15 protein-coding genes and 6 tRNA genes are annotated in these 17715 nt (G+C 66.2%); 4 read left to right on the forward strand and 17 right to left on the reverse strand.

All coding sequences use genetic code 11. The annotated features are described in order from the left end of the window. Nucleotides 1-18: 18 nt before the first annotated feature. The 7 genes from dnaB to rnr all read right to left on the reverse strand — a co-directional run bounded on the left by dnaB (nucleotide 19) and on the right by rnr (nucleotide 6987). Nucleotides 19-1407: a replicative DNA helicase gene (gene dnaB / locus AC5W54_RS05675; RefSeq protein ID WP_495961105.1), complete on the reverse strand. Its 1389-nt coding sequence runs from the start codon at nucleotides 1405-1407 to the stop codon at nucleotides 19-21. Between the two features lie 280 nt (nucleotides 1408-1687). Further along, a complete protein-coding gene (gene rplI / locus AC5W54_RS05680; protein ID WP_495961106.1) occupies nucleotides 1688-2134 on the reverse strand; it encodes a 50S ribosomal protein L9 in 447 nt (148 codons plus the stop codon). Nucleotides 2135-2149: 15 nt separating this feature from the next. Then, the gene (locus tag AC5W54_RS05685; protein WP_495961170.1) at nucleotides 2150-3001 is read right to left on the reverse strand and encodes a hypothetical protein; all 852 of its coding nucleotides are present in this window, start codon (nucleotides 2999-3001) and stop codon (nucleotides 2150-2152) included. Nucleotides 3002-3013: 12 nt separating this feature from the next. Then, the gene (gene rpsR / locus AC5W54_RS05690; protein WP_016853668.1) at nucleotides 3014-3241 is read right to left on the reverse strand and encodes a 30S ribosomal protein S18; all 228 of its coding nucleotides are present in this window, start codon (nucleotides 3239-3241) and stop codon (nucleotides 3014-3016) included. Between the two features lie 33 nt (nucleotides 3242-3274). Beyond that, complete coding sequence (gene rpsF, locus AC5W54_RS05695) at nucleotides 3275-3646, reverse strand: 30S ribosomal protein S6 (protein WP_495961107.1); 372 nt, start codon at nucleotides 3644-3646, stop codon at nucleotides 3275-3277. A 117-nt stretch (nucleotides 3647-3763) separates the two neighbouring features. After that, a complete protein-coding gene (gene rlmB, locus AC5W54_RS05700; RefSeq protein WP_495961171.1) occupies nucleotides 3764-4567 on the reverse strand; it encodes a 23S rRNA (guanosine(2251)-2'-O)-methyltransferase RlmB in 804 nt (267 codons plus the stop codon). A 32-nt stretch (nucleotides 4568-4599) separates the two neighbouring features. Then, nucleotides 4600-6987 (reverse strand): ribonuclease R, encoded by a 2388-nt coding sequence (gene rnr, locus AC5W54_RS05705; RefSeq protein ID WP_495961108.1) that lies wholly within the window; start codon nucleotides 6985-6987, stop codon nucleotides 4600-4602. 240 nt (nucleotides 6988-7227) lie between these two features. On the opposite strand from rnr, the gene AC5W54_RS05710 reads away from it, so the two are divergent. The 3 genes from AC5W54_RS05710 to AC5W54_RS05720 all read left to right on the forward strand — a co-directional run bounded on the left by AC5W54_RS05710 (nucleotide 7228) and on the right by AC5W54_RS05720 (nucleotide 7612). Further along, nucleotides 7228-7314, forward strand: a tRNA-Leu gene (locus AC5W54_RS05710). Between the two features lie 79 nt (nucleotides 7315-7393). After that, nucleotides 7394-7480: transfer RNA gene (locus AC5W54_RS05715), tRNA-Leu, on the forward strand. 45 nt (nucleotides 7481-7525) lie between these two features. Then, nucleotides 7526-7612, forward strand: a tRNA-Leu gene (locus AC5W54_RS05720). 104 nt (nucleotides 7613-7716) lie between these two features. Here AC5W54_RS05720 and AC5W54_RS05725 read toward each other — a convergent pair. From AC5W54_RS05725 to AC5W54_RS05735, 3 genes are all read right to left on the reverse strand, one after another. Beyond that, nucleotides 7717-8586: a DNA/RNA non-specific endonuclease gene (locus tag AC5W54_RS05725; RefSeq protein ID WP_495961109.1), complete on the reverse strand. Its 870-nt coding sequence runs from the start codon at nucleotides 8584-8586 to the stop codon at nucleotides 7717-7719. 75 nt (nucleotides 8587-8661) lie between these two features. Continuing rightward, nucleotides 8662-8937 (reverse strand): Lrp/AsnC family transcriptional regulator, encoded by a 276-nt coding sequence (locus AC5W54_RS05730; RefSeq protein ID WP_495961110.1) that lies wholly within the window; start codon nucleotides 8935-8937, stop codon nucleotides 8662-8664. 100 nt (nucleotides 8938-9037) lie between these two features. After that, nucleotides 9038-9499 (reverse strand): methylated-DNA--[protein]-cysteine S-methyltransferase, encoded by a 462-nt coding sequence (locus AC5W54_RS05735; protein ID WP_495961111.1) that lies wholly within the window; start codon nucleotides 9497-9499, stop codon nucleotides 9038-9040. Nucleotides 9500-9741: 242 nt separating this feature from the next. On the opposite strand from AC5W54_RS05735, the gene AC5W54_RS05740 reads away from it, so the two are divergent. Next, nucleotides 9742-10056 (forward strand): high-potential iron-sulfur protein, encoded by a 315-nt coding sequence (locus AC5W54_RS05740; protein WP_495961112.1) that lies wholly within the window; start codon nucleotides 9742-9744, stop codon nucleotides 10054-10056. A gap of 78 nt (nucleotides 10057-10134) precedes the next feature. Here the strand turns inward: AC5W54_RS05740 and AC5W54_RS05745 are convergent, their stop codons facing one another. From AC5W54_RS05745 to AC5W54_RS05775, 7 genes are all read right to left on the reverse strand, one after another. Beyond that, nucleotides 10135-11685: a SpoVR family protein gene (locus AC5W54_RS05745; protein WP_495961113.1), complete on the reverse strand. Its 1551-nt coding sequence runs from the start codon at nucleotides 11683-11685 to the stop codon at nucleotides 10135-10137. A gap of 18 nt (nucleotides 11686-11703) precedes the next feature. After that, nucleotides 11704-12984 carry a YeaH/YhbH family protein gene (locus tag AC5W54_RS05750; protein WP_495961114.1) on the reverse strand — a complete coding sequence of 427 codons (1281 nt, stop codon included), beginning with the start codon at nucleotides 12982-12984 and terminating at the stop codon, nucleotides 11704-11706. Between the two features lie 28 nt (nucleotides 12985-13012). Continuing rightward, entirely contained in the window at nucleotides 13013-14935 is a 1923-nt protein-coding gene (locus AC5W54_RS05755) for a PrkA family serine protein kinase (RefSeq protein ID WP_495961115.1), read from the reverse strand. A 266-nt stretch (nucleotides 14936-15201) separates the two neighbouring features. Then, nucleotides 15202-17211: an FAD-dependent oxidoreductase gene (locus AC5W54_RS05760; protein ID WP_495961116.1), complete on the reverse strand. Its 2010-nt coding sequence runs from the start codon at nucleotides 17209-17211 to the stop codon at nucleotides 15202-15204. Nucleotides 17212-17434: 223 nt separating this feature from the next. Continuing rightward, nucleotides 17435-17511, reverse strand: a tRNA-Asp gene (locus tag AC5W54_RS05765). Nucleotides 17512-17514: 3 nt separating this feature from the next. After that, nucleotides 17515-17591: transfer RNA gene (locus AC5W54_RS05770), tRNA-Val, on the reverse strand. A gap of 39 nt (nucleotides 17592-17630) precedes the next feature. After that, a tRNA-Asp gene (locus AC5W54_RS05775) sits at nucleotides 17631-17707 on the reverse strand. Between the last annotated feature and the right edge of the window lie 8 nt (nucleotides 17708-17715).

A 17715-nucleotide genomic window follows, 5' to 3' on the forward strand; every position in this document is an offset into this window, starting at 1 on the left:
CCGGACTCAAGGGGGCGCCTACTCGCCGAAGCCGTCCCCATAGCTGTCCGGCGCCAGATCCTCGAAGCGCGTGTACTTGCCGATGAAGGCCATGTGCACCGTGCCGATGGGACCGTTACGCTGCTTGCCGATGATCAGCTCGGCGAGGCCCTGGTTGTCCGGGTTATCCGGATTGTAGACCTCGTCGCGATAGACGAAGGCAATCACGTCGGCATCCTGCTCGATGGCGCCGGACTCGCGCAGGTCCGACATCACCGGGCGCTTGTTGGGACGCTGCTCCAGGGAGCGGTTGAGCTGGGAAAGACAGATCACCGGACAGCCGAACTCCTTGGCCAGCCCCTTCATCGAGCGCGAGATCTCCGAGATCTCGCCGGTGCGGTTCTCGGAGAACCCCGGAATCTGCATCAGCTGCAGGTAGTCGATCATGATCAGGCCGACGTTGCCGTGCTCGCGGACCAGCCGCCGGACCCGCGAGCGCATCTCGTTGGGCGAGAGTGCCGCGGTGTCGTCGATGAACAGCTGCTTGTCCTTGAGCAGGTTGACCGCCGAGGTGAGGCGCGGCCAGTCCTCGTCCTCGAGCTGACCGGTCCGCACCCGGGTCTGGTCGATGCGCCCCAGCGAGGAGAGCATGCGCAGCATCAGGGCGTCCGCGGGCATCTCCATGGAGAAGACGATCACCGGCTTCTCGCTGGCGATCACGGCATGCTCCACCAGGTTCATGGCGAAGGTGGTCTTGCCCATGGAGGGGCGCCCGGCGATGATCACCAGGTCCGAGGGCTGCAGCCCCGAGGTCATTTCGTCCAGATCGCGGAAACCGGTGGACAGCCCGGTCATCTCACCCTGCATGTTGAACAACTCGTCGATGCGGTCCACCGCCTTGGCCAGCAGCTCGCTCATGCCGATGGGGCCGCCCGACTTGGGACGCTCCTCGCTGATCTGGAACACCAGCCGCTCGGCTTCGTCGACCAGCTCGTCGGCCGGCCGCCCCTGGGGGCTGAAGGCACCGTCGGCGATCTGGCTAGCGGCGCGGATCAGCTTGCGCAGGGTCGCGCGCTCGCGAACGATATCGGCATAGGCGCGGATGTTGCTCGCCGAGGGGGTGTTGCGGGCCAGCTCGGCCAAGTAGGCCAGCCCGCCCACGGTATCGAGCTGGTCGCGCCCCTCCAGCGCCTCGGAGAGAGTCACCACGTCCAGTGGACGCCCGCCCTCGGCGAGCCCCGCCATGACGTTGAAGATCAGGCGGTGCTCGTAGCGGTAGAAGTCGTCCGCCACCAGGCGGTCGGCGACGTTGTCCCAGGCCTGGTTGTCGAGCATCAGGCCACCGAGCACCGACTGCTCGGCCTCCAGCGAGTGCGGCGGCACCTTGAGGGCGGCGGTTTCCTGATCGAGCTCGAGGGTGTCGTTCATGGCATGGCAACCTTCAGGGGAACGGGCCGGCTCATTCTACCCGAAGCCCGGGGCCCACCCCACACTCCCGGAACGGCAAAAACCCGCCACCATCGCGGGTCGCGGGCAAGGATCGTAACAGCGGCCCGACCAGACGCCGGGCCGAAGACGTCAGAAACTACCCATGTCCAAGCGACCGGGCGGATACCCTGGAGCCCCCAGGCCGCGGGTCCGTCAATAGAGAGGGGCGCGAGGGAGATTCCCTCGCGCCCCTCGGGTGCTCGGCGGTGCGGCGGCTTACTTATTCGGCCACGACCACCACGCGCACGGTGGCGTCGACTTCGGCGTGCAGGTGCAGATCGATGTCGTACTCGCCGGTCTGACGAATCGGGCCTTCCGGCATGCGGACCTCGCTCTTGGCGACATCGATGCCGGCAGACGCGATCGCCTCGGCCAGATCGCGCGGGCCGATGGAGCCGAACAGCTTGCCCTCGTCACCGGCCTTGGCCACCAGCGACAGTTCGATCTCGCCCAACTGGGCGGCGCGCGCCTCGGCGACGGCCTTGCGCTCGGCGGCCTGGGCCTCGAGCTCGGAACGCTGGGCCTCGAAGGCCTCCACGTTGTCCCTGGTGGCCGGCACGGCCAGGCCGTAGGGCACCAGGTAGTTGCGGCCATAACCGGGCTTGACGGTGACCTTGTCACCCAGACCACCCAGCTTGCCAATCTTGTCGAGCAGAATGACTTCCATCTCGTTAACCTCTTGTCAGTCGCTTCTGGCCAGTCGTGCGCGAAAGTCCGCGAACGTGTCGATGAAGGCCAGCAGCAGCACGATGAGAATCATGGGCCAGGTCGTGATCAGTAGCACATAGAAGGCGACCAGCCACAGCCCGTTCATTCCCTTCAATCCGATGAAACCGTGAACCAGTGCGATGCCCGTCACCAGCAACGGCATCCAGGCCAGCAGGCCCAGCGCCGGGATCCCCAGCACCATGCCCACCACCCCGAGCACCACCAGCACGGCGAGCTCCCGGGGCGCCAGGCGCAGGGCATGGAACTCCTCGCGAAAGCCGCCGGGGTTGTAGAGCCCCGCCTGCCAGCCGCGGGCCAGCGCCAGGCAGGCAACGGCAGCCAGCAACACGACCAGGCCGGTGACCCCGCTGATCAGCAGTGACGCCAGCTGTTCGGTGTCGACCCCCTGGGCGGCGAGCTCGCGGAGCATGCCGTCGATCTCGGCCGAGCCCTGGCGCAACTGTTCCAGCATGAACCCGGCCCCGCCGGGGGGCAGGAAGACCCCCAACTGGATCATCGCCGCTCCGGCCAGGGCACCCACGATCAGCGCCTCGCTCCAGCGCATGCGGGCGCGCAGCACCACCGCCATCAGGGTCACCAGCAGGATGCTGGCCAGCGGGATGGCATCACCCTGGGTCCACCACCAGCCGGCCGGAATCGCCGCGGCGATGATCACCGGCAACGCCGGCGACAGGCCACGCCGCAGGGTGACCAGCGCGGCGATGGCGGCACCCAGCCAGAACAGCCAGGGGATGAGTGAAGCAATGGCGGCCCCGCCAGCGGCGTGGGGCGTGCCTCGCATCATCCAGCGGGCGATCGGCAGCATCACGAGTCGTTCTTACTGGTGGCTATCGGTGTAGGGCAGCAGTGCCAGATAGCGAGCCCGCTTGATGGCGGTGGACAGCTGGCGCTGGTAACGGGCCTTGGTACCGGTGATACGGCTGGGAACGATCTTGCCGGTCTCGGTGATGTAGGCCTTGAGCGTATCCAGGTCCTTGTAATCGATCTGCTTCACGCCCTCGGCGGTGAAACGGCAGAACTTGCGGCGACGGAAAAAGCGTGCCATGGAAAGACTCCTTCAAACGTGCGATGGGTGGGCTCAGGCGGTTTCGGCGCTGCGCGGCTTCTCGTCGCGACGGACACGCTTCTCTTCCGCCGGCTTCATCATCGGCGAAGCCTCGGTGACAGCTTCCTTGCAGCGCACCACCAGGCTGCGAATGATGGCGTCGTTGAAGCGGAAGATGTTCTCGATCTCGTCGAGGGTCTCGCCGCGGCACTCGACGTTCATCAGCACGTAGTGAGCCTTGTGGATCTTGTTGATCGGGTAGGCCAGGTGACGGCGGCCCCAATCCTCGAGGCGATGCACGGTACCACCGTTCTCGGTGACGAGGCTGGTGTAGCGCTCGACCATCGCCGGTACCTGCTCGCTCTGGTCCGGGTGGACCATGAACACGATCTCGTAGTGACGCATGGGATCTCCTTGCGGTTTGGCAGCTTCCTCATTGAGGACCTCGGTCGCTCAGGGGAAGCAAGGAGTGATTGTCGAAAGACACGAAGCCCGCTCGTCGGACGAGCGGGCGCAAGCATTCTAGTGAGGAGTGGCGCGGGATGCAAGCCGGCGCTGGCGCACCGCCTCGAACAGGCAGATGCCGGCGGCCACCGAGACATTGAGGCTCGAGACGTTGCCGGCCATGGGCAGCTTGACCAGGGTGTCGCAGGCCTCGCGAGTCAGCCGGCGCATGCCCTTGCCCTCGGCGCCCATCACCAGCGCCGTGGGGCCGGCGAAGTCGCCCTCGAACAGGCTCGCCTCGGCCTCGCCGGCGGTACCGGTGATCCAGACACCCAGCGCCTTGAGCTTCGTCAGGGTACGGGCCAGATTGGTGACCTGATAGACGGGCACGCTCTCCGCCGCGCCGCAGGCGACCTTGCGCACCGTGGCATTGAGCGGTGCCGCCTTGTCCCGGGGCACGATGACACCATGGGCACCGGCGGCATCGGCACTGCGCAGGCAGGCGCCAAAATTGTGCACGTCGGTGACGCCGTCGAGCACCAGCAGCAGCGGTGGCGTGGCGTGGGGCCAGGCCTCGAGACGCAGCCACAGCGAAGCCTCGCCCTCGGCAGTGAGCGGCGCGGCGAAGGCGACGATTCCCTGGTGAGCCGCCCCCTGGGCCAGTCGATCGAGCTCATCGCGGGGGTGTACCCGGATGCGTGCCCCAGCCCGGCGGGCCGCCTCGACCAGCTCGGCCAGACGCTGACCGGCATCCCCCTCCTGTACCCAGAGCTCCCGCGGGCTCTCGCCGCGGTCGAGCAGGGCACGTACCGCGTGCACGCCGAAGACGGCATCGAGGCCACCGGGAGCCCCGGTGGAACGGCGCGGGCTTCCTTTCTTCATGTCGCGATGCGGCCCCTTGCGCCCCATTGCCATCAGCCGCGCACTCGAGGCTTGCGCGATCCGCGGCGACGCCTGCCGCCCTTGCCCTTCTGATCGTCGGTCTTGTCCCCGGCGGGTGCCGCCTGGGAGGCGCTCTCACCGGCAGCGCGACGCTTGCGCGGCTGACGCTTCGGACGCGGCTTGTCGTCGGCCAGCGCGAAGTCGATCTTGCGATCGTTCATATCGACCCGGGCCACCTGGACGGTGACGCCATCGCCCAGGCGATAGCTCATGCCGCTGCGCTCGCCCTTGAGGCGGTGCTTCTCCGGTTCGTAGTGGTAGTAGTCGGAGGGCAACGAGGTGACGTGCACCAGCCCTTCCACATAGACCTCCTCGAGGCGCACGAAGATGCCGAACTGGGTCACCGAGGCGATGGTACCGTCATAGACCTCGCCCAGCTTGTCGGACATGAACTCGCACTTGAGCCAGTCCTCCACGTCGCGGGTGGCGTCATCGGCGCGGCGCTCGGTCATCGAGCAGTGCTCGCCGAGCTCGAGCATCTGCTCGAAGGTGTAGGGGCACCACTTGCTCGGCGGCTCCACCTTGCCCCCCTCGGCGCGCAGCACCGTGGCGGTCTGGCGCGGGCCGCGGATCACCGAGCGGATGGCGCGATGCACCAGCAGGTCGGGGTAGCGGCGGATCGGCGAGGTAAAGTGGGCGTAGGCCGGGTAGGCCAGGCCGAAGTGCCCCTCGTTGTGGGGCGAGTAGACCGCCTGGCTCATGGAGCGCAGCATCACCGTCTGGATCACGTCGGCGTCGGGGCGGCCGCGGATCGCCTCGGCCAGGGTCTGGTAGTCCTGGGGGGTGGGCTCGTCGCCGCCGCCCACCGAGAGTCCCAGTTCGGCCAGGAACAGCCGCAGCTTGTCGAGGCGCTCAGGCGAGGGGCGCTCATGGATGCGGTAGAGGGCCGGCAGGTCGTGCTTGTCGAGGAAACGCGCGGTGGCCACGTTGGCCGCCAGCATGCACTCCTCGATGATCTTGTGGGCGTCGTTGCGACTGCGCGGCACGATCTTCTCGATCTTGCGCTCGTCGTTGAAGACGATGGCGGTCTCGGTGGTCTCGAAGTCGATGGCGCCGCGGGCCTCGCGGGCCTCGCGCAGGACCCGGTAGAGCGCATGGAGGTTCTTCAGCGACGGCACCAGCTCGCGATGCTCCTGGCGCAGGGAGTCGGCCTCCTCGTCCTCGCCGTCGAGGATCGCCGCCACCTTGTTGTAGGTCAGTCGCGCGTGCGAGCGGAACACCGCCTCGTAGAAGCGATAACGGCTGATCGCCCCGCTCTGGGAAATGTTCAGCTCGCAGACCATGGCCAGGCGATCGACGTCCGGGTTCAGGGAGCAGAGGCCGTTGGAGAGCAGCTCCGGCAACATCGGCACCACCTGCCCCGGAAAGTAGACCGAGTTGCCGCGGCGAATCGCCTCCTGGTCCAGGGCACTGCCGGGTCGGACGTAGTGGGAGACATCGGCGATGGCCACGACGAGCTTCCAGCTGCCGGACCGGGTCTTCCAGGCGCAGACGGCGTCGTCGAAGTCCTTGGCGGTCTCGTCGTCGATGGTCACCAGCGGCACGTCGCGCAGGTCGATGCGGTGCGCCTTGTCCCCCTCGGCCACCTCGGGCGACATCGCGGCGATCTGGTCGTGGACCTCCGGCGGAAACTCGGCGGGAATCTCGTAGCTGCGGATGGCGATGTCGATCTCCATCCCCGGATCCATGCGCTCGCCGAGCACCTCGACCACCTCCCCCACCGGCTGCACCCGGGTCTCGGGCTGCTGGACGATACGCGCCGAGATCACCTGGCCGTCCTTCGCCCCGCCGCAGGCGCTGTGGGGAATGATCACCTCCTGGGTGATGCGCGGGTTCTCCGGGATCAGCACCCCGAATTCCGGGGTGTTCTCCCGGTAGACGCCGACGATGGTCTGGGTATTGCGGGCGAGCACCTCGGCGATGGTCGCCTCGTCGCGGCCGCGGCGGTCGCGGCCGCTGATGCGCACCAGCACATGGTCGCCGTGGAAGGCCCGACGCATCTGCCGCGGCGGCAGCACCAGGTCGGGCTTCTTGCCGTCGTCGCGCAGCAGGAAGCCGAAGCCGTCACGGTGGCCGAGCACCTTGCCCTTGATCAGGTCGAGCTTGTCGATCAGCGCATAGGCGCCGGCGCGGTTGCGCAGCACCTGGCCGTCGCGTTCCATGGCCGCCAGACGGCGACGCACCGCCTCCTGCAACTCCTCGTCGTCGAGGCCCAGCAGGCGGCTCATCTTCTCGTGGGTGATCGGCTTGCCGTACTCCTCCAGCCGCGCCAGCAGGTACTGGCGACTGGGAGCGGGATTGTCGTACTTGTGGGCCTCGCGGCTGGCGTGGGGATCGTCGCTGAGCGTCCAGTGGGTCATGCGAAGGGCATCCTTGACAGCATCGGGAGCAGCGTCCTCGAGAAAGCGCCGGAGCAGCGCCGCGGGCATAAGGTCTTGCTATTGAGGTCTATTGTCATGGCCGCAGTATAGCGCCGCCGACGACGCGACCCAACCTCGTCCGCACACTCGGTCACCTCCACCGCCCCATGCCGTATTTCGATCACAGCGGCCCGGGCGCTATTGCATTGCCCGAAAAATCCGGTACCATACGCCTCGCCTGCCCAGATGGCGGAATTGGTAGACGCGCTAGCTTCAGGTGCTAGTGTCCTTACGGACGTGGAGGTTCAAGTCCTCTTCTGGGCACCATCGATATCCGACGCCTCGCCGATCGGGTATCCGGGAGTTCGCTCCCATGCTCTTTGTCAGCTCGAGATCGCCCGTGTTCGCCCAGGTGGCGGAATTGGTAGACGCGCTAGCTTCAGGTGCTAGTGTCCTTACGGACGTGGAGGTTCAAGTCCTCTCCTGGGCACCATCATCCACGACGATGATGCCAGCGAACACGACGACAGCATGATGCGCCCAGGTGGCGGAATTGGTAGACGCGCTAGCTTCAGGTGCTAGTATCCTTACGGATGTGGAGGTTCAAGTCCTCTCCTGGGCACCATTTCACCGCTTCATGCACCCGAGCCCACACCAGCAGCCCCCACAGGAAACCGCGACGCCAGGATCGCGGTTTTTTCGTGCCTGTCGGCGCCAGCCGGACAGCCCCTACTGGAACCTTCCCGGAAGCCGGGCCACCTCGTCGAGCGCCCAGCCCTCGGCCACCACTTCGCCTTCCAGCACCTCGGCCACCTCCTCGGGCAGTCGCGGGAAGAAGTTCAGCCCGGTTCGTGCCTCCACCTCGTCGATGCTCACCAGGTAGTCATCGAGCGGCTCGTCGCCGCTTACCTCCTGGGGCATGATGAAGGCCAGCGCCCTGGGCTCTTCGGCCGGCACCACGATGATCTTGTAGAAGGCCGCGGGAATCTCGACGAGCCCGACGCGGTTGAGGACGTTGTCGAGGAAACGCTCGGGGAATACCGGCCCGGTGATCACCTGCACCACCCCGAAGCGTGGCACGAAGTGATCGATCACCACCTCCTCGAGGCGCTGCCACAGGCGACGGTTGAGGTCGGGGCGCTGGGGCGACATGTTGCTCATGGTGAAGGTGTCACGCTGCGCCTCGCGGCCGTGCACCACGGCGATGGCGTAGTTGGGGGCCAAGTGGCCGCGATCGTAGCCGCTTCCGAAGTAGCTGTCGGCAGCGATGGGCCAGAGGGTGCGCCAGTCGCGTCGAAAATCGGGGCGCGCCCCGGCCCGCGGCGCCTCCACTTCGTGCAACAGATAACCGACCCAAAGCGGATTGACCCGCACATCGGACCAGCCGACCAGGAAGCCCTCGTTGCGCAGCACACGATGAAGGGTGAGCGGCGAGGGACTCTCCCAGGTGGGCACCCCCATCCACACCAGCTGGTCGCGCTGATCCCGCTCCTGGGCGTACCAGAGGCCGCTACCGACCACCACGAACAGCAGACTGATGCCGAATCGACGCACCTGCCGGCGCCAGCGGGAACGAACGGGAACTCGGCGGCGTGTCATCCTTGAGCGCATCACATCCAGTCGGTGAGAGTCGCACCGCCCCGGCCTCGTGCCGGGAAGGCGTGGAACACGAGGCTACCAGCCCAGCGAAAACATGGTCTCGAGGTCGTGACGCGAGTGCACCTGCATGGCGTTGAGGGTCTCGGTATCGCGGATACCCTCGACGGCATTGAGACGCTCGGTCACCAGTTCGGCGAGACTATCGAAATCACGGGTGCGGGCGATCGCCACCAGGTCGTAGCGCCCGCAGGTGGAATAGACCTCGCTGATCCCTTCGACATCGGCCAATCGCTCGGCCACCGACTTGACCTGTCCCTTGTCGGTGTTGATCAGAATCACGGCATTCTGCATCGGGCACTCCCCTGCTCAAGACTGGCTCCCCGGCCGACCGAGACGTCACCGGCACTGGCGCGAGTATAGCAGGGCACCACGCCGGGCGGCATCCCGCCACTCATGCCACCCCCTCGAGGGTCAGCAACCGGCGCTTGAGCTCCGGGCCGCCACTGTAGCCACCGAGACCATCGGCGGCCACCACCCGGTGACAGGGAATCAGCAGCGGCAGCGGGTTGGCGCCACTGGCCGCACCGATGGCGCGCGCCGCCCCCTCGCGACCGAGCCGGCGGGCCAGATCGCCGTAGGTCCGGGTCTCGCCGTAGGGAATGCGCAGCAGCGCCGCCCACACCTGGCGCTGGAACTCGCTGCCACCCGGCGCCAGAGTCAGGCTGAAGTGGCGGCGCCGGCCCTCCAGGTAGGCCAGCAGTTGCTCGCGGGCCTCGGCGAGGACGGCCTCGTCGCGACGCGCCTCCGACGGGTCGGGGGTCGCCTCGGCGGCCAACACCAGACGCTGCAGACCCTGCTCGTCGCCGCACAACAGGATCTCGCCGAGGGGAGAGGCAAAGCGGGTGAAGATCATGGGGGGACTCCTCTGAGCGATCGGGCGGCGGCGCGACCGATCGCCGCACTGCCGGTGGCGTGGTTCACGCCGGGATGGGCATTCCCCTACCATAGAGCAGTCGAACTCCGTCGTGCAGGCTCTGTCGGAGTAAGGGTGGCTCACCACCCGTGCAGAGGTGGCCCACCACCCGAAGAAGGACGCGGGCATCCCGACATGCCCTACCGTGACAAGACGCCACACCGTGATGACAAGGAGATACCATGGCCAATCACAGTCGTCGTGATTTCATGCGCCACAGCCTGCTGGGCCTCGCCGCCCTGCCGCTGGGTGCCGGGATCCTGTCCAAGTCCGCTTTCGCCCAGGAGCTGCCACGCCTCGACCCGGCCTCCGACCAGGCCCAGGCCCTGAACTATGTCGAGGATGCCAGCGAGGCGAGCGACCACCCGGCCTACGAGGAGGGCGAGCGCTGCGACAACTGCATGTTCTGGCAGGCCGACACCGAAGGCTGTCAGCTGTTTCCCCAGAACAGCGTGGAACCCGGCGGATGGTGCCAGTCCTGGACCGCCGAGGGCTGATCTCCCCGGTCCCAGACCGCCCCACCAGCACGAGACCCGCGCCAGTGGCGCGGGTCTCGTCGTCCTCCGGGCGCCGATTTACTCCTGGCGCGCCTCGTCGGGAAGTGGCCACTGGTAGCGACGCACCACTTCGTCGCCCTCCACCGACTCCAGTTTCACCGGGAACCCCCACAACTGGTGCAGGTGGCGGATCACCGGGTAGACGCTGCGCGCCAGCGGCCGGCGACTGTCCTGGACGTGGCGCAGGGTCAGCGAGCGGTCGCCACGGATGTCCGCCGAATAGACCTGGATGTTGGGTTCACGCACCGAGAGCGCGTACTGGGTGGCCAGGGACTCGCGGATACGCCGATAGCCTCGCTCATCGTGGATCGCCGCCACCTCCAGCATCTCATCCTGATCGTCATCCACCACCATGAACAGCTTGAGGTCGCGGATCACCTTGGGCGAGAGAAACTGCTGGATGAACGACTCGTCCTTGAAGTTGCGCATGGCGAAGTCCAGGGTCTCGCGCCAGTCGCTGCCCGCCGTGTCGGGAAACCACTCGCGATCCTCGGCGGTGGGCGCTTCGCAGATGCGCTTCAGGTCGGTATAGATGGCGAAGCCCAGTGCATAGGGGTTGATGCCGCTGAAATAGGGGCTGTCGAAGCCGGGCTGGCTGACCACCGCGGTGTGGGACTGCAGGAACTCCAGGATCAATCCCTCGTCCACCAGCCCCTCCTCATAGAGCCGATTCATCAGGGTGTAGTGCCAGAAGGTGGCCCAGCCCTCGTTCATCACCTGGGTCTGGCGCTGTGGATAGAAGTACTGGGCCAGCTTGCGCACGATGCGTACCACCTCCCGCTGCCAGGGGGCCAGGAGCGGCGCATTCTTCTCGATGAAGTAGAGGAGATTCTCCTGGGGCTCGGCGGGGTAACGCCCCCCTTCGTGCAGCCCCAGGGGATCCTCCTCGTCGGCAGCGCCAGGTGTCGACTCGAGTGATCCCCTCCCGGGAATGGTCCGCCACAGGGTGTTGACCTGAGCCTGCAGGTACTCCTCACGCTCCTTCTGGCGCTGCGCCTCCTCGGCGGGAGAGATCGGGGAAGGGCGCTTGTAGCGATCGACCCCGTAGTTCTGCAGCGCATGGCAGGCATCGAGCAGTTGCTCGACAGCCGTCACGCCGTGGCGCTCCTCGCACTCGGCGATGTACTTTCGCGCGAACACCAGGTAGTCGATGATCGAGGAGGCATCGGTCCAGGTGCGGAACAGGTAATTGCCCTTGAAGAAGGAGTTGTGGCCGTAGCAGGCGTGGGCCATCACCAGCACCTGCATCATCAGGGTGTTCTCCTCCATCAGGTAGGCGATGCAGGGGTCGGAATTGATCACCAGCTCGTAGGCCAGCCCCATCTGGCCGCGACGGTAGGCCTGCTCGACGGCCAGGAACTGCTTGCCGAACGACCAGTGGTGATACCCCACCGGCATGCCCACGCTGGCATAGGCATCCATCATCTGCTCGGTGGTGATGATCTCGATCTGATTCGGATAGGTGTCCAGTCGGTACTCGTCGGCGAGACGCGCGATCTCGCGCTCGAATTCGGTCAGGGTGTCGAAACTCCAGTCGGAGCCGGTGGCGATCGGCTTGCGTCGGGTCATGGTGCCTCCTTGGCCGTCTCACTGAACGACACGGCGCCGAAACAGCTCGCGGAACACGGGGTAGATATCGCCGGCCTCGACGATCTGTCGCATGGCGAAACGCTCGGGAAATTCGGCAGCCACACTCTCGTACTCCTCCCACAGCGCCTGGTGCGCATGGGGTGTGATCTCCACATAGGTGAAATACTGCAGCCGAGGCATCAGTGTCTTCAGCAGCAGGTCGCTGCAGGTGACCGAATCGTCGTCCCAGTTGTCGCCGTCCGAGGCCTGGGCGACGTAGAGGTTCCACTGCCCCGGCGGGTAGCGCTTGGTGATGATCTCGTCGACCAGGGTCAGGGCGCTGGAGACGATGGTGCCGCCGGTCTCGCGGGAGTAGAAGAACTCCTCCTCGTCGACCTCCTTGGCCGCGGTGTGATGGCGCACGAACACCAGTTCGACCCTCTCGTAGTTGCGCTCGAGAAACAGGTAGAGCAACAGGAAGAAGCGCTTGGCGATGTCCTTGTGCGCCTGGGTCATGGAGCCCGAGACGTCCATCACGCAGAACATCACCGCCTTGCTCGAGGGCTGCGGCTGGTTGATCAGGTTGTTGTAGCGCAGGTCGTACGTATCGATGAAGGGGATCGACTCGAGGCGCTTCTCGAGGCGCTCGATCTCCTCCTTGAGCTCATTGATCCGCGCCGGGTTGCGCAGCACCGGGTCCTTGCTCTCCTCCTCCTCCAGGGCCTCCCGTGCCTCGCGCAGGGCTCGGCGTATCGGCGCCCGCATCGCGATGCGACGGGCATGGGCCTCGCGCATGGAGCGCACGATATTGATCCGCGCCGGCACCCCGTCGCGGGAGACCCCGGCCCGCACCGGTCGCACCTCGTCGAGGTCCACCATCGACTTGCGCTCCAGGTGCGGCAACTCGAGGCCGTCGAAAACGAAGTCGAGGAACTCCTCGCGGGAGAGAGTGAAGGCGAACTCGTCCATGCCCTCGCCCTGGTTCGAGGCCCCCCCCTCGCCGGCGCCGCCACCCCCGCCGCCGCTGGGGCGCCGCAGCCGATCACCCTCGACGAACTCCTTGTTGCCGGGGGTGACGATGGTGCGCTTGCCCCCGGGGCCGTGCTGGAACACCGGCTCGGAGATGTCCCGACTGGGAATCGACACCTTCTCGCCACGCTCCATGTCGGTGATCGAGCGGCGGTTCACCGCCTCCTCCACGGAGCGCTTGATGTGCGTGCGATAGCGATCGAGGAAGCGCTGGCGGTTGACCGCACTCTTGTGCTTGGCATTGGCACGACGATCGATGAAATAGGTCATGTGACCTCCCGGCTGGTGGCCGTCACCGTCATTGCGACTTGCGTACCCGCAGGTACCACTCGGAGAGCAGGCGCACCTGCTTCTCGGTGTAACCGCGTTCGACCATGCGCGCCACGAAATCCTCGTGCTTCTTCTGATCCGCCGTCGATGCCTTGGCATTGAAGGAGATCACCGGCAACAGCTCCTCGGTGTTGGCGAACATCTTCTGCTCGATCACCCCCTTGAGCTTCTCGTAGGACTGCCAGCTCGGGTTCATGCCGTTGTTCTGGGCCCGCGCCCGCAGTACGAAGTTGACTACCTCATGGCGGAAGTCCTTGGGATTGGAGATGCCGGCCGGTTTCTCGATCTTCTCCAGCTCCTCGTTGAGCGCCTGACGGTTGAGGAACTCGCCGGTCTCCGGATCGCGATACTCCTGATCCTGGATCCAGAAGTCGGCATAGGTAACGTAGCGATCGAAGATGTTCTGGCCGTACTCGGAGTAGGACTCCAGGTAGGCGGTCTGGATCTCCTTGCCGATGAAGTCCACATAGCGCGGCGCCAGGAACTCCTTGATGAAGCGCAGATAGCGCTCGAAGGTCTCCTTGGGCAACTGCTCCTGCTCCAGGCGCTGCTCGAGCACATAGAGCAGGTGCACCGGGTTGGCGGCGATCTCGTGGTTGTCGAAGTTGAACACCTTGGACAGGATCTTGAAGGCGAAACGCGTCGACAGCCCGTCCATGCCCTCGTCGACCCCGGCGGCGTCGCGGTACTCCTGGATCGACTTGGCCTTCGGGTCGGTGTCCTTGAGGTTCTCGCCGTCGTAGACCCGCATCTTGGAGTAGATGCTGGAGTTCTCCGGCTCCTTGAGCCGCGAGAGCACCGAGAACTGCGCCAGCATGCGCAGGGTGTCCGGCGCACAGGGCGCCTCGGCCAGCGAGGAGTGCTCGAGGAGTTTCTTGTAGATGTTGATCTCCTCGGTGACCCGCAGGCAGTAGGGCACCTTGACGATGTAGACCCGGTCGAGGAAGGCCTCGTTGTTGCGGTTGTTGCGGAAGGTCTGCCACTCGCTCTCGTTGGAGTGGGCCAGCACGATGCCCTCGAAGGGGATCGCCCCCATGCCCTCGGTGGGGTTGTAGTTGCCCTCCTGGGTGGCGGTGAGCAGCGGGTGCAGCACCTTGATCGGCGCCTTGAACATCTCGATGAACTCCATCAGGCCCTGGTTGGCCTTGCACAGCCCGCCGGAGAAGCTGTAGGCGTCCGGGTCGTCCTGGGAGTGAAGCTCGAGCTGGCGGATGTCCACCTTGCCCACCAGCGAGGAGATGTCCTGGTTGTTCTCGTCGCCCGGCTCGGTCTTGGAGATGGCGATCTGGTTGAGCCGCGAGGGGTAGAGGCGCGCCACCCGGAACTGGGAGATGTCGCCGCCGTACTCCTTGAGCCGCTTGGCGGCCCAGGGCGACATTACGCTCTTGAGATAGCGCTGCGGGATGCCGTACTCCTTCTCGAGCAGCTCCCCGTCCTCCTCCGGCGAGAAGAGCCCCAGCGGCGACTCATAGACCGGCGAGCCCTTGATGGCGTAGAAGGGCACCCGCTCCATCAACAGCTTGAGCCGCTCCGCCAGCGATGACTTGCCGCCCCCCACCGGGCCCAGCAGGTAGAGGATCTGCTTCCGCTCTTCCAGCCCCTGGGCGGCGTGGCGGAAGTAGGCCACGATCTGCTCGATCGCCTCCTCCATGCCGTAGAACTCGGAAAACGCCGGATAGCGACGGATCACCTTGTTGGAGAAGATCCTCGAGAGCCGCGAGTCCTTGGCGGTATCGATCACTTCTGGCTCACCGATGGCCTCCAGCATCCGTTCCGCCGCGGTGGCATAGGCCACGGGCTCCTGACGACAGAGCTCCAGATACTCCTGCAGGGTCATCTCTTCCTGCTGGACACGAGCGAAGCGATTCTGCACATGATCGAAGATACTCATCGATGCCTCCTTTTTGCCCGGATCTCCGGCAGCCAGATGAGAGGAAGCGTACCAGAGTGGGTATTCATCAGCGTAGACAGCATCAGCGGATAACGGTTTACCGATCGAATCAACGCTCGGAGCCCTCCTCCACTATGAACCCGGGAGAAGGACCCGGTTCGCGAAAGAATTGTGCAGTTTTCAACGCCGCTGGCACGCCGCCCGCCGAATGACAGCGGCGGGCAGGCTCGGACCGCCACCCTCGCCCGACGGACGGTCGGCAACGATCACAGCCGGGCCGCCAGCCGCGTACCCTGATCGATGGCACGCTTGGCGTCGAGTTCCGCGGGATCGAAGGCACCGCCGATGACATGCACCGCCATCCCCGCCGCCCGCAGTGGCTCGAGCAGATCGTGTACCGCTTCCTGGCCGGCACAGACCACGATGGAGTCGACTTCGAGCAGGCGCGGCTCACCGTCGATACGGATGTGCAGCCCCGCGTCGTCGATGCCGACGTACTCGCAACCGGCCAGGGCCTCGACGCCTCGATGACGGAGCGACGCCCGATGCACCCAGCCGGTGGACTTGCCGAGCCCCTTGCCGGGCTTGGACGCCTTGCGCTGCAGCAGAAACACCTGGCGCGGCGTCTCGGGCCGGTTCGGTGCCTTGAGGCCGCCGCGACTGCCCACGGCCAGATCGACGCCCCACTCGTCGCACCAGGCATCGCGGTCGAGCGCGGGATGACCCACATGGGTCAGCAGCTCCGCCACATCGAAGCCGATACCCCCGGCGCCGATGATCGCCACCCGTGGCCCGACACGCTCCGGGTGGGTAATGGCCACCGGGTAGCTCATCACCTTGGGGTGTTCGATGCCGGGCAGCTCGAGGCGGCGCGGCCGCACCCCGCTGGCCAGCACGACCTCATCGAAATCCCTGAGCGCGTGGAGGTCGGGCTCGGTATTGAGGCGTATCCGCACGCCGTGCTTGTCCAGCATCACCCGGTAGTAGCGCAGCGTCTCGTCGAACTCCTCCTTGCCGGGGATACGGCGTGCAAAATTGAACTGCCCGCCCAGTTCGCCGTCGCGTTCGAACAGCGTGACCCGGTGGCCACGGCTCGCCGCGGTGACCGCGGTGGCCAGCCCCGCCGGCCCGCCGCCGACCACCGCGATCTCGCGGGGCGTGCCGGCGGGCTCGATGGTGAGCTCTGTCTCGTGGCCGGCGCGAGGGTTGACCAGGCAGGAGGTGATCCGGCCCTGGAAGGTGTGATCCAGGCAGGCCTGGTTGCAGGCGATGCAGGTGTTGATCTCCTCGGCACGCCCTTCGGCGGCCTTGGTCACCCAGGCCGGGTCGGCGAGGAAGGGCCGCGCCATGGAGACCATGTCGGCATGGCCCTCGGCCAGTACGCGCTCGGCCACCTCGGGCATGTTGATACGGTTGGTGGTGATCAGCGGAATCGCGAGCTCGGCCTTCATGCGCCGGGTGACCTCGGTGAAGGCGGCCCGGGGCACGCTGGTGACAATGGTCGGCACCCGCGCCTCGTGCCAGCCGATACCGGTGTTGATCAGGTCGGCGCCGGCACCCTCGATGGCGCGGCCCAGGCCGACCACCTCCTCATGGGTGCTGCCCTCTTCCACCAGGTCGATCATCGACAGCCGGAAGATGATCAGGAAGTCGTCACCCACCGCCGCACGAATCCGCCGCACCACCTCGACGGGGAAGCGGATCCGGTTCTCGAAGCTCCCGCCCCAGCCGTCGTCGCGCCGGTTGGTGCGCGGGCAGACGAACTGGTTGATCAGGTAGCCTTCCGACCCCATCACCTCGACGCCGTCGTAGCCGGACTCCCTGGCCAGGGTGGCGCAACGCACGTAGTCGTCGATCTGGGCCTCGACCTCCTCGGCGGAGAGCTCCCGGGGCATGAAGGGCGTGATCGGCGACTGGATTGCCGAGGGGGCCACCAGCTCCGGCGTGTAGGCGTAGCGCCCGGCATGCAGGATCTGCAGGCATATCCGCCCCTCCTCCCGATGCACCGCCTCGACGACCTGACGGTGCTCCACCACCTGCTCGGGATGCACCAGCGTCGCCGCTCCCTGGAAGACGGCCCCCTCGGGGTTCGGTGCGATGCCCCCGGTGACGATCAGGCCGACGCCCTCGCGGGCGCGCTCGGCATAGAAAACCGCCAGCCGCGCGAAGCCGCCGGGCGCCTCCTCGAGGTTGGTGTGCATGGAGCCCATCAGCACCCGGTTGGGCAGCGTCAGGTGGCCCACCTCGAGGGGGCGAAAGAGATGCGGATAGCGCACGCCGAGTTCCTCCTGCTGGTCACGTCACGGCCAATATTCAAACAACTGTATGATAGATAGCCGCGAAGCGCAAAGCGCTCACCGACGCGGCAAAAGGGCAGGTGGCGTATGGCAAGATAGGCCAAGGCGCGAGCGAGCGGCAAGGCAGGCGACCCCGGCACAGAGGGCGGGCACGAACGAAAGAACCCCGAGCCATGAGACTCGGGGTTCGGGGAATTCGTGATGGCGGACCGGACGGGACTCGAACCCGCGACCTCCGGCGTGACAGGCCGGCATTCTAACCGACTGAACTACCGGTCCGCATGGTGGGTGATACCGGACTCGAACCAGTGACCCCCAGCATGTGAGGCTGGTGCTCTAACCAACTGAGCTAATCACCCACGAACATCGAACTGCTTGCTGCAACTGCCAGGCCGACGTGGCGGACCGGACGGGACTCGAACCCGCGACCTCCGGCGTGACAGGCCGGCATTCTAACCGACTGAACTACCGGTCCACAAGACG

Source organism: Halomonas sp. LMYGS-3 (assembly GCF_059509875.1).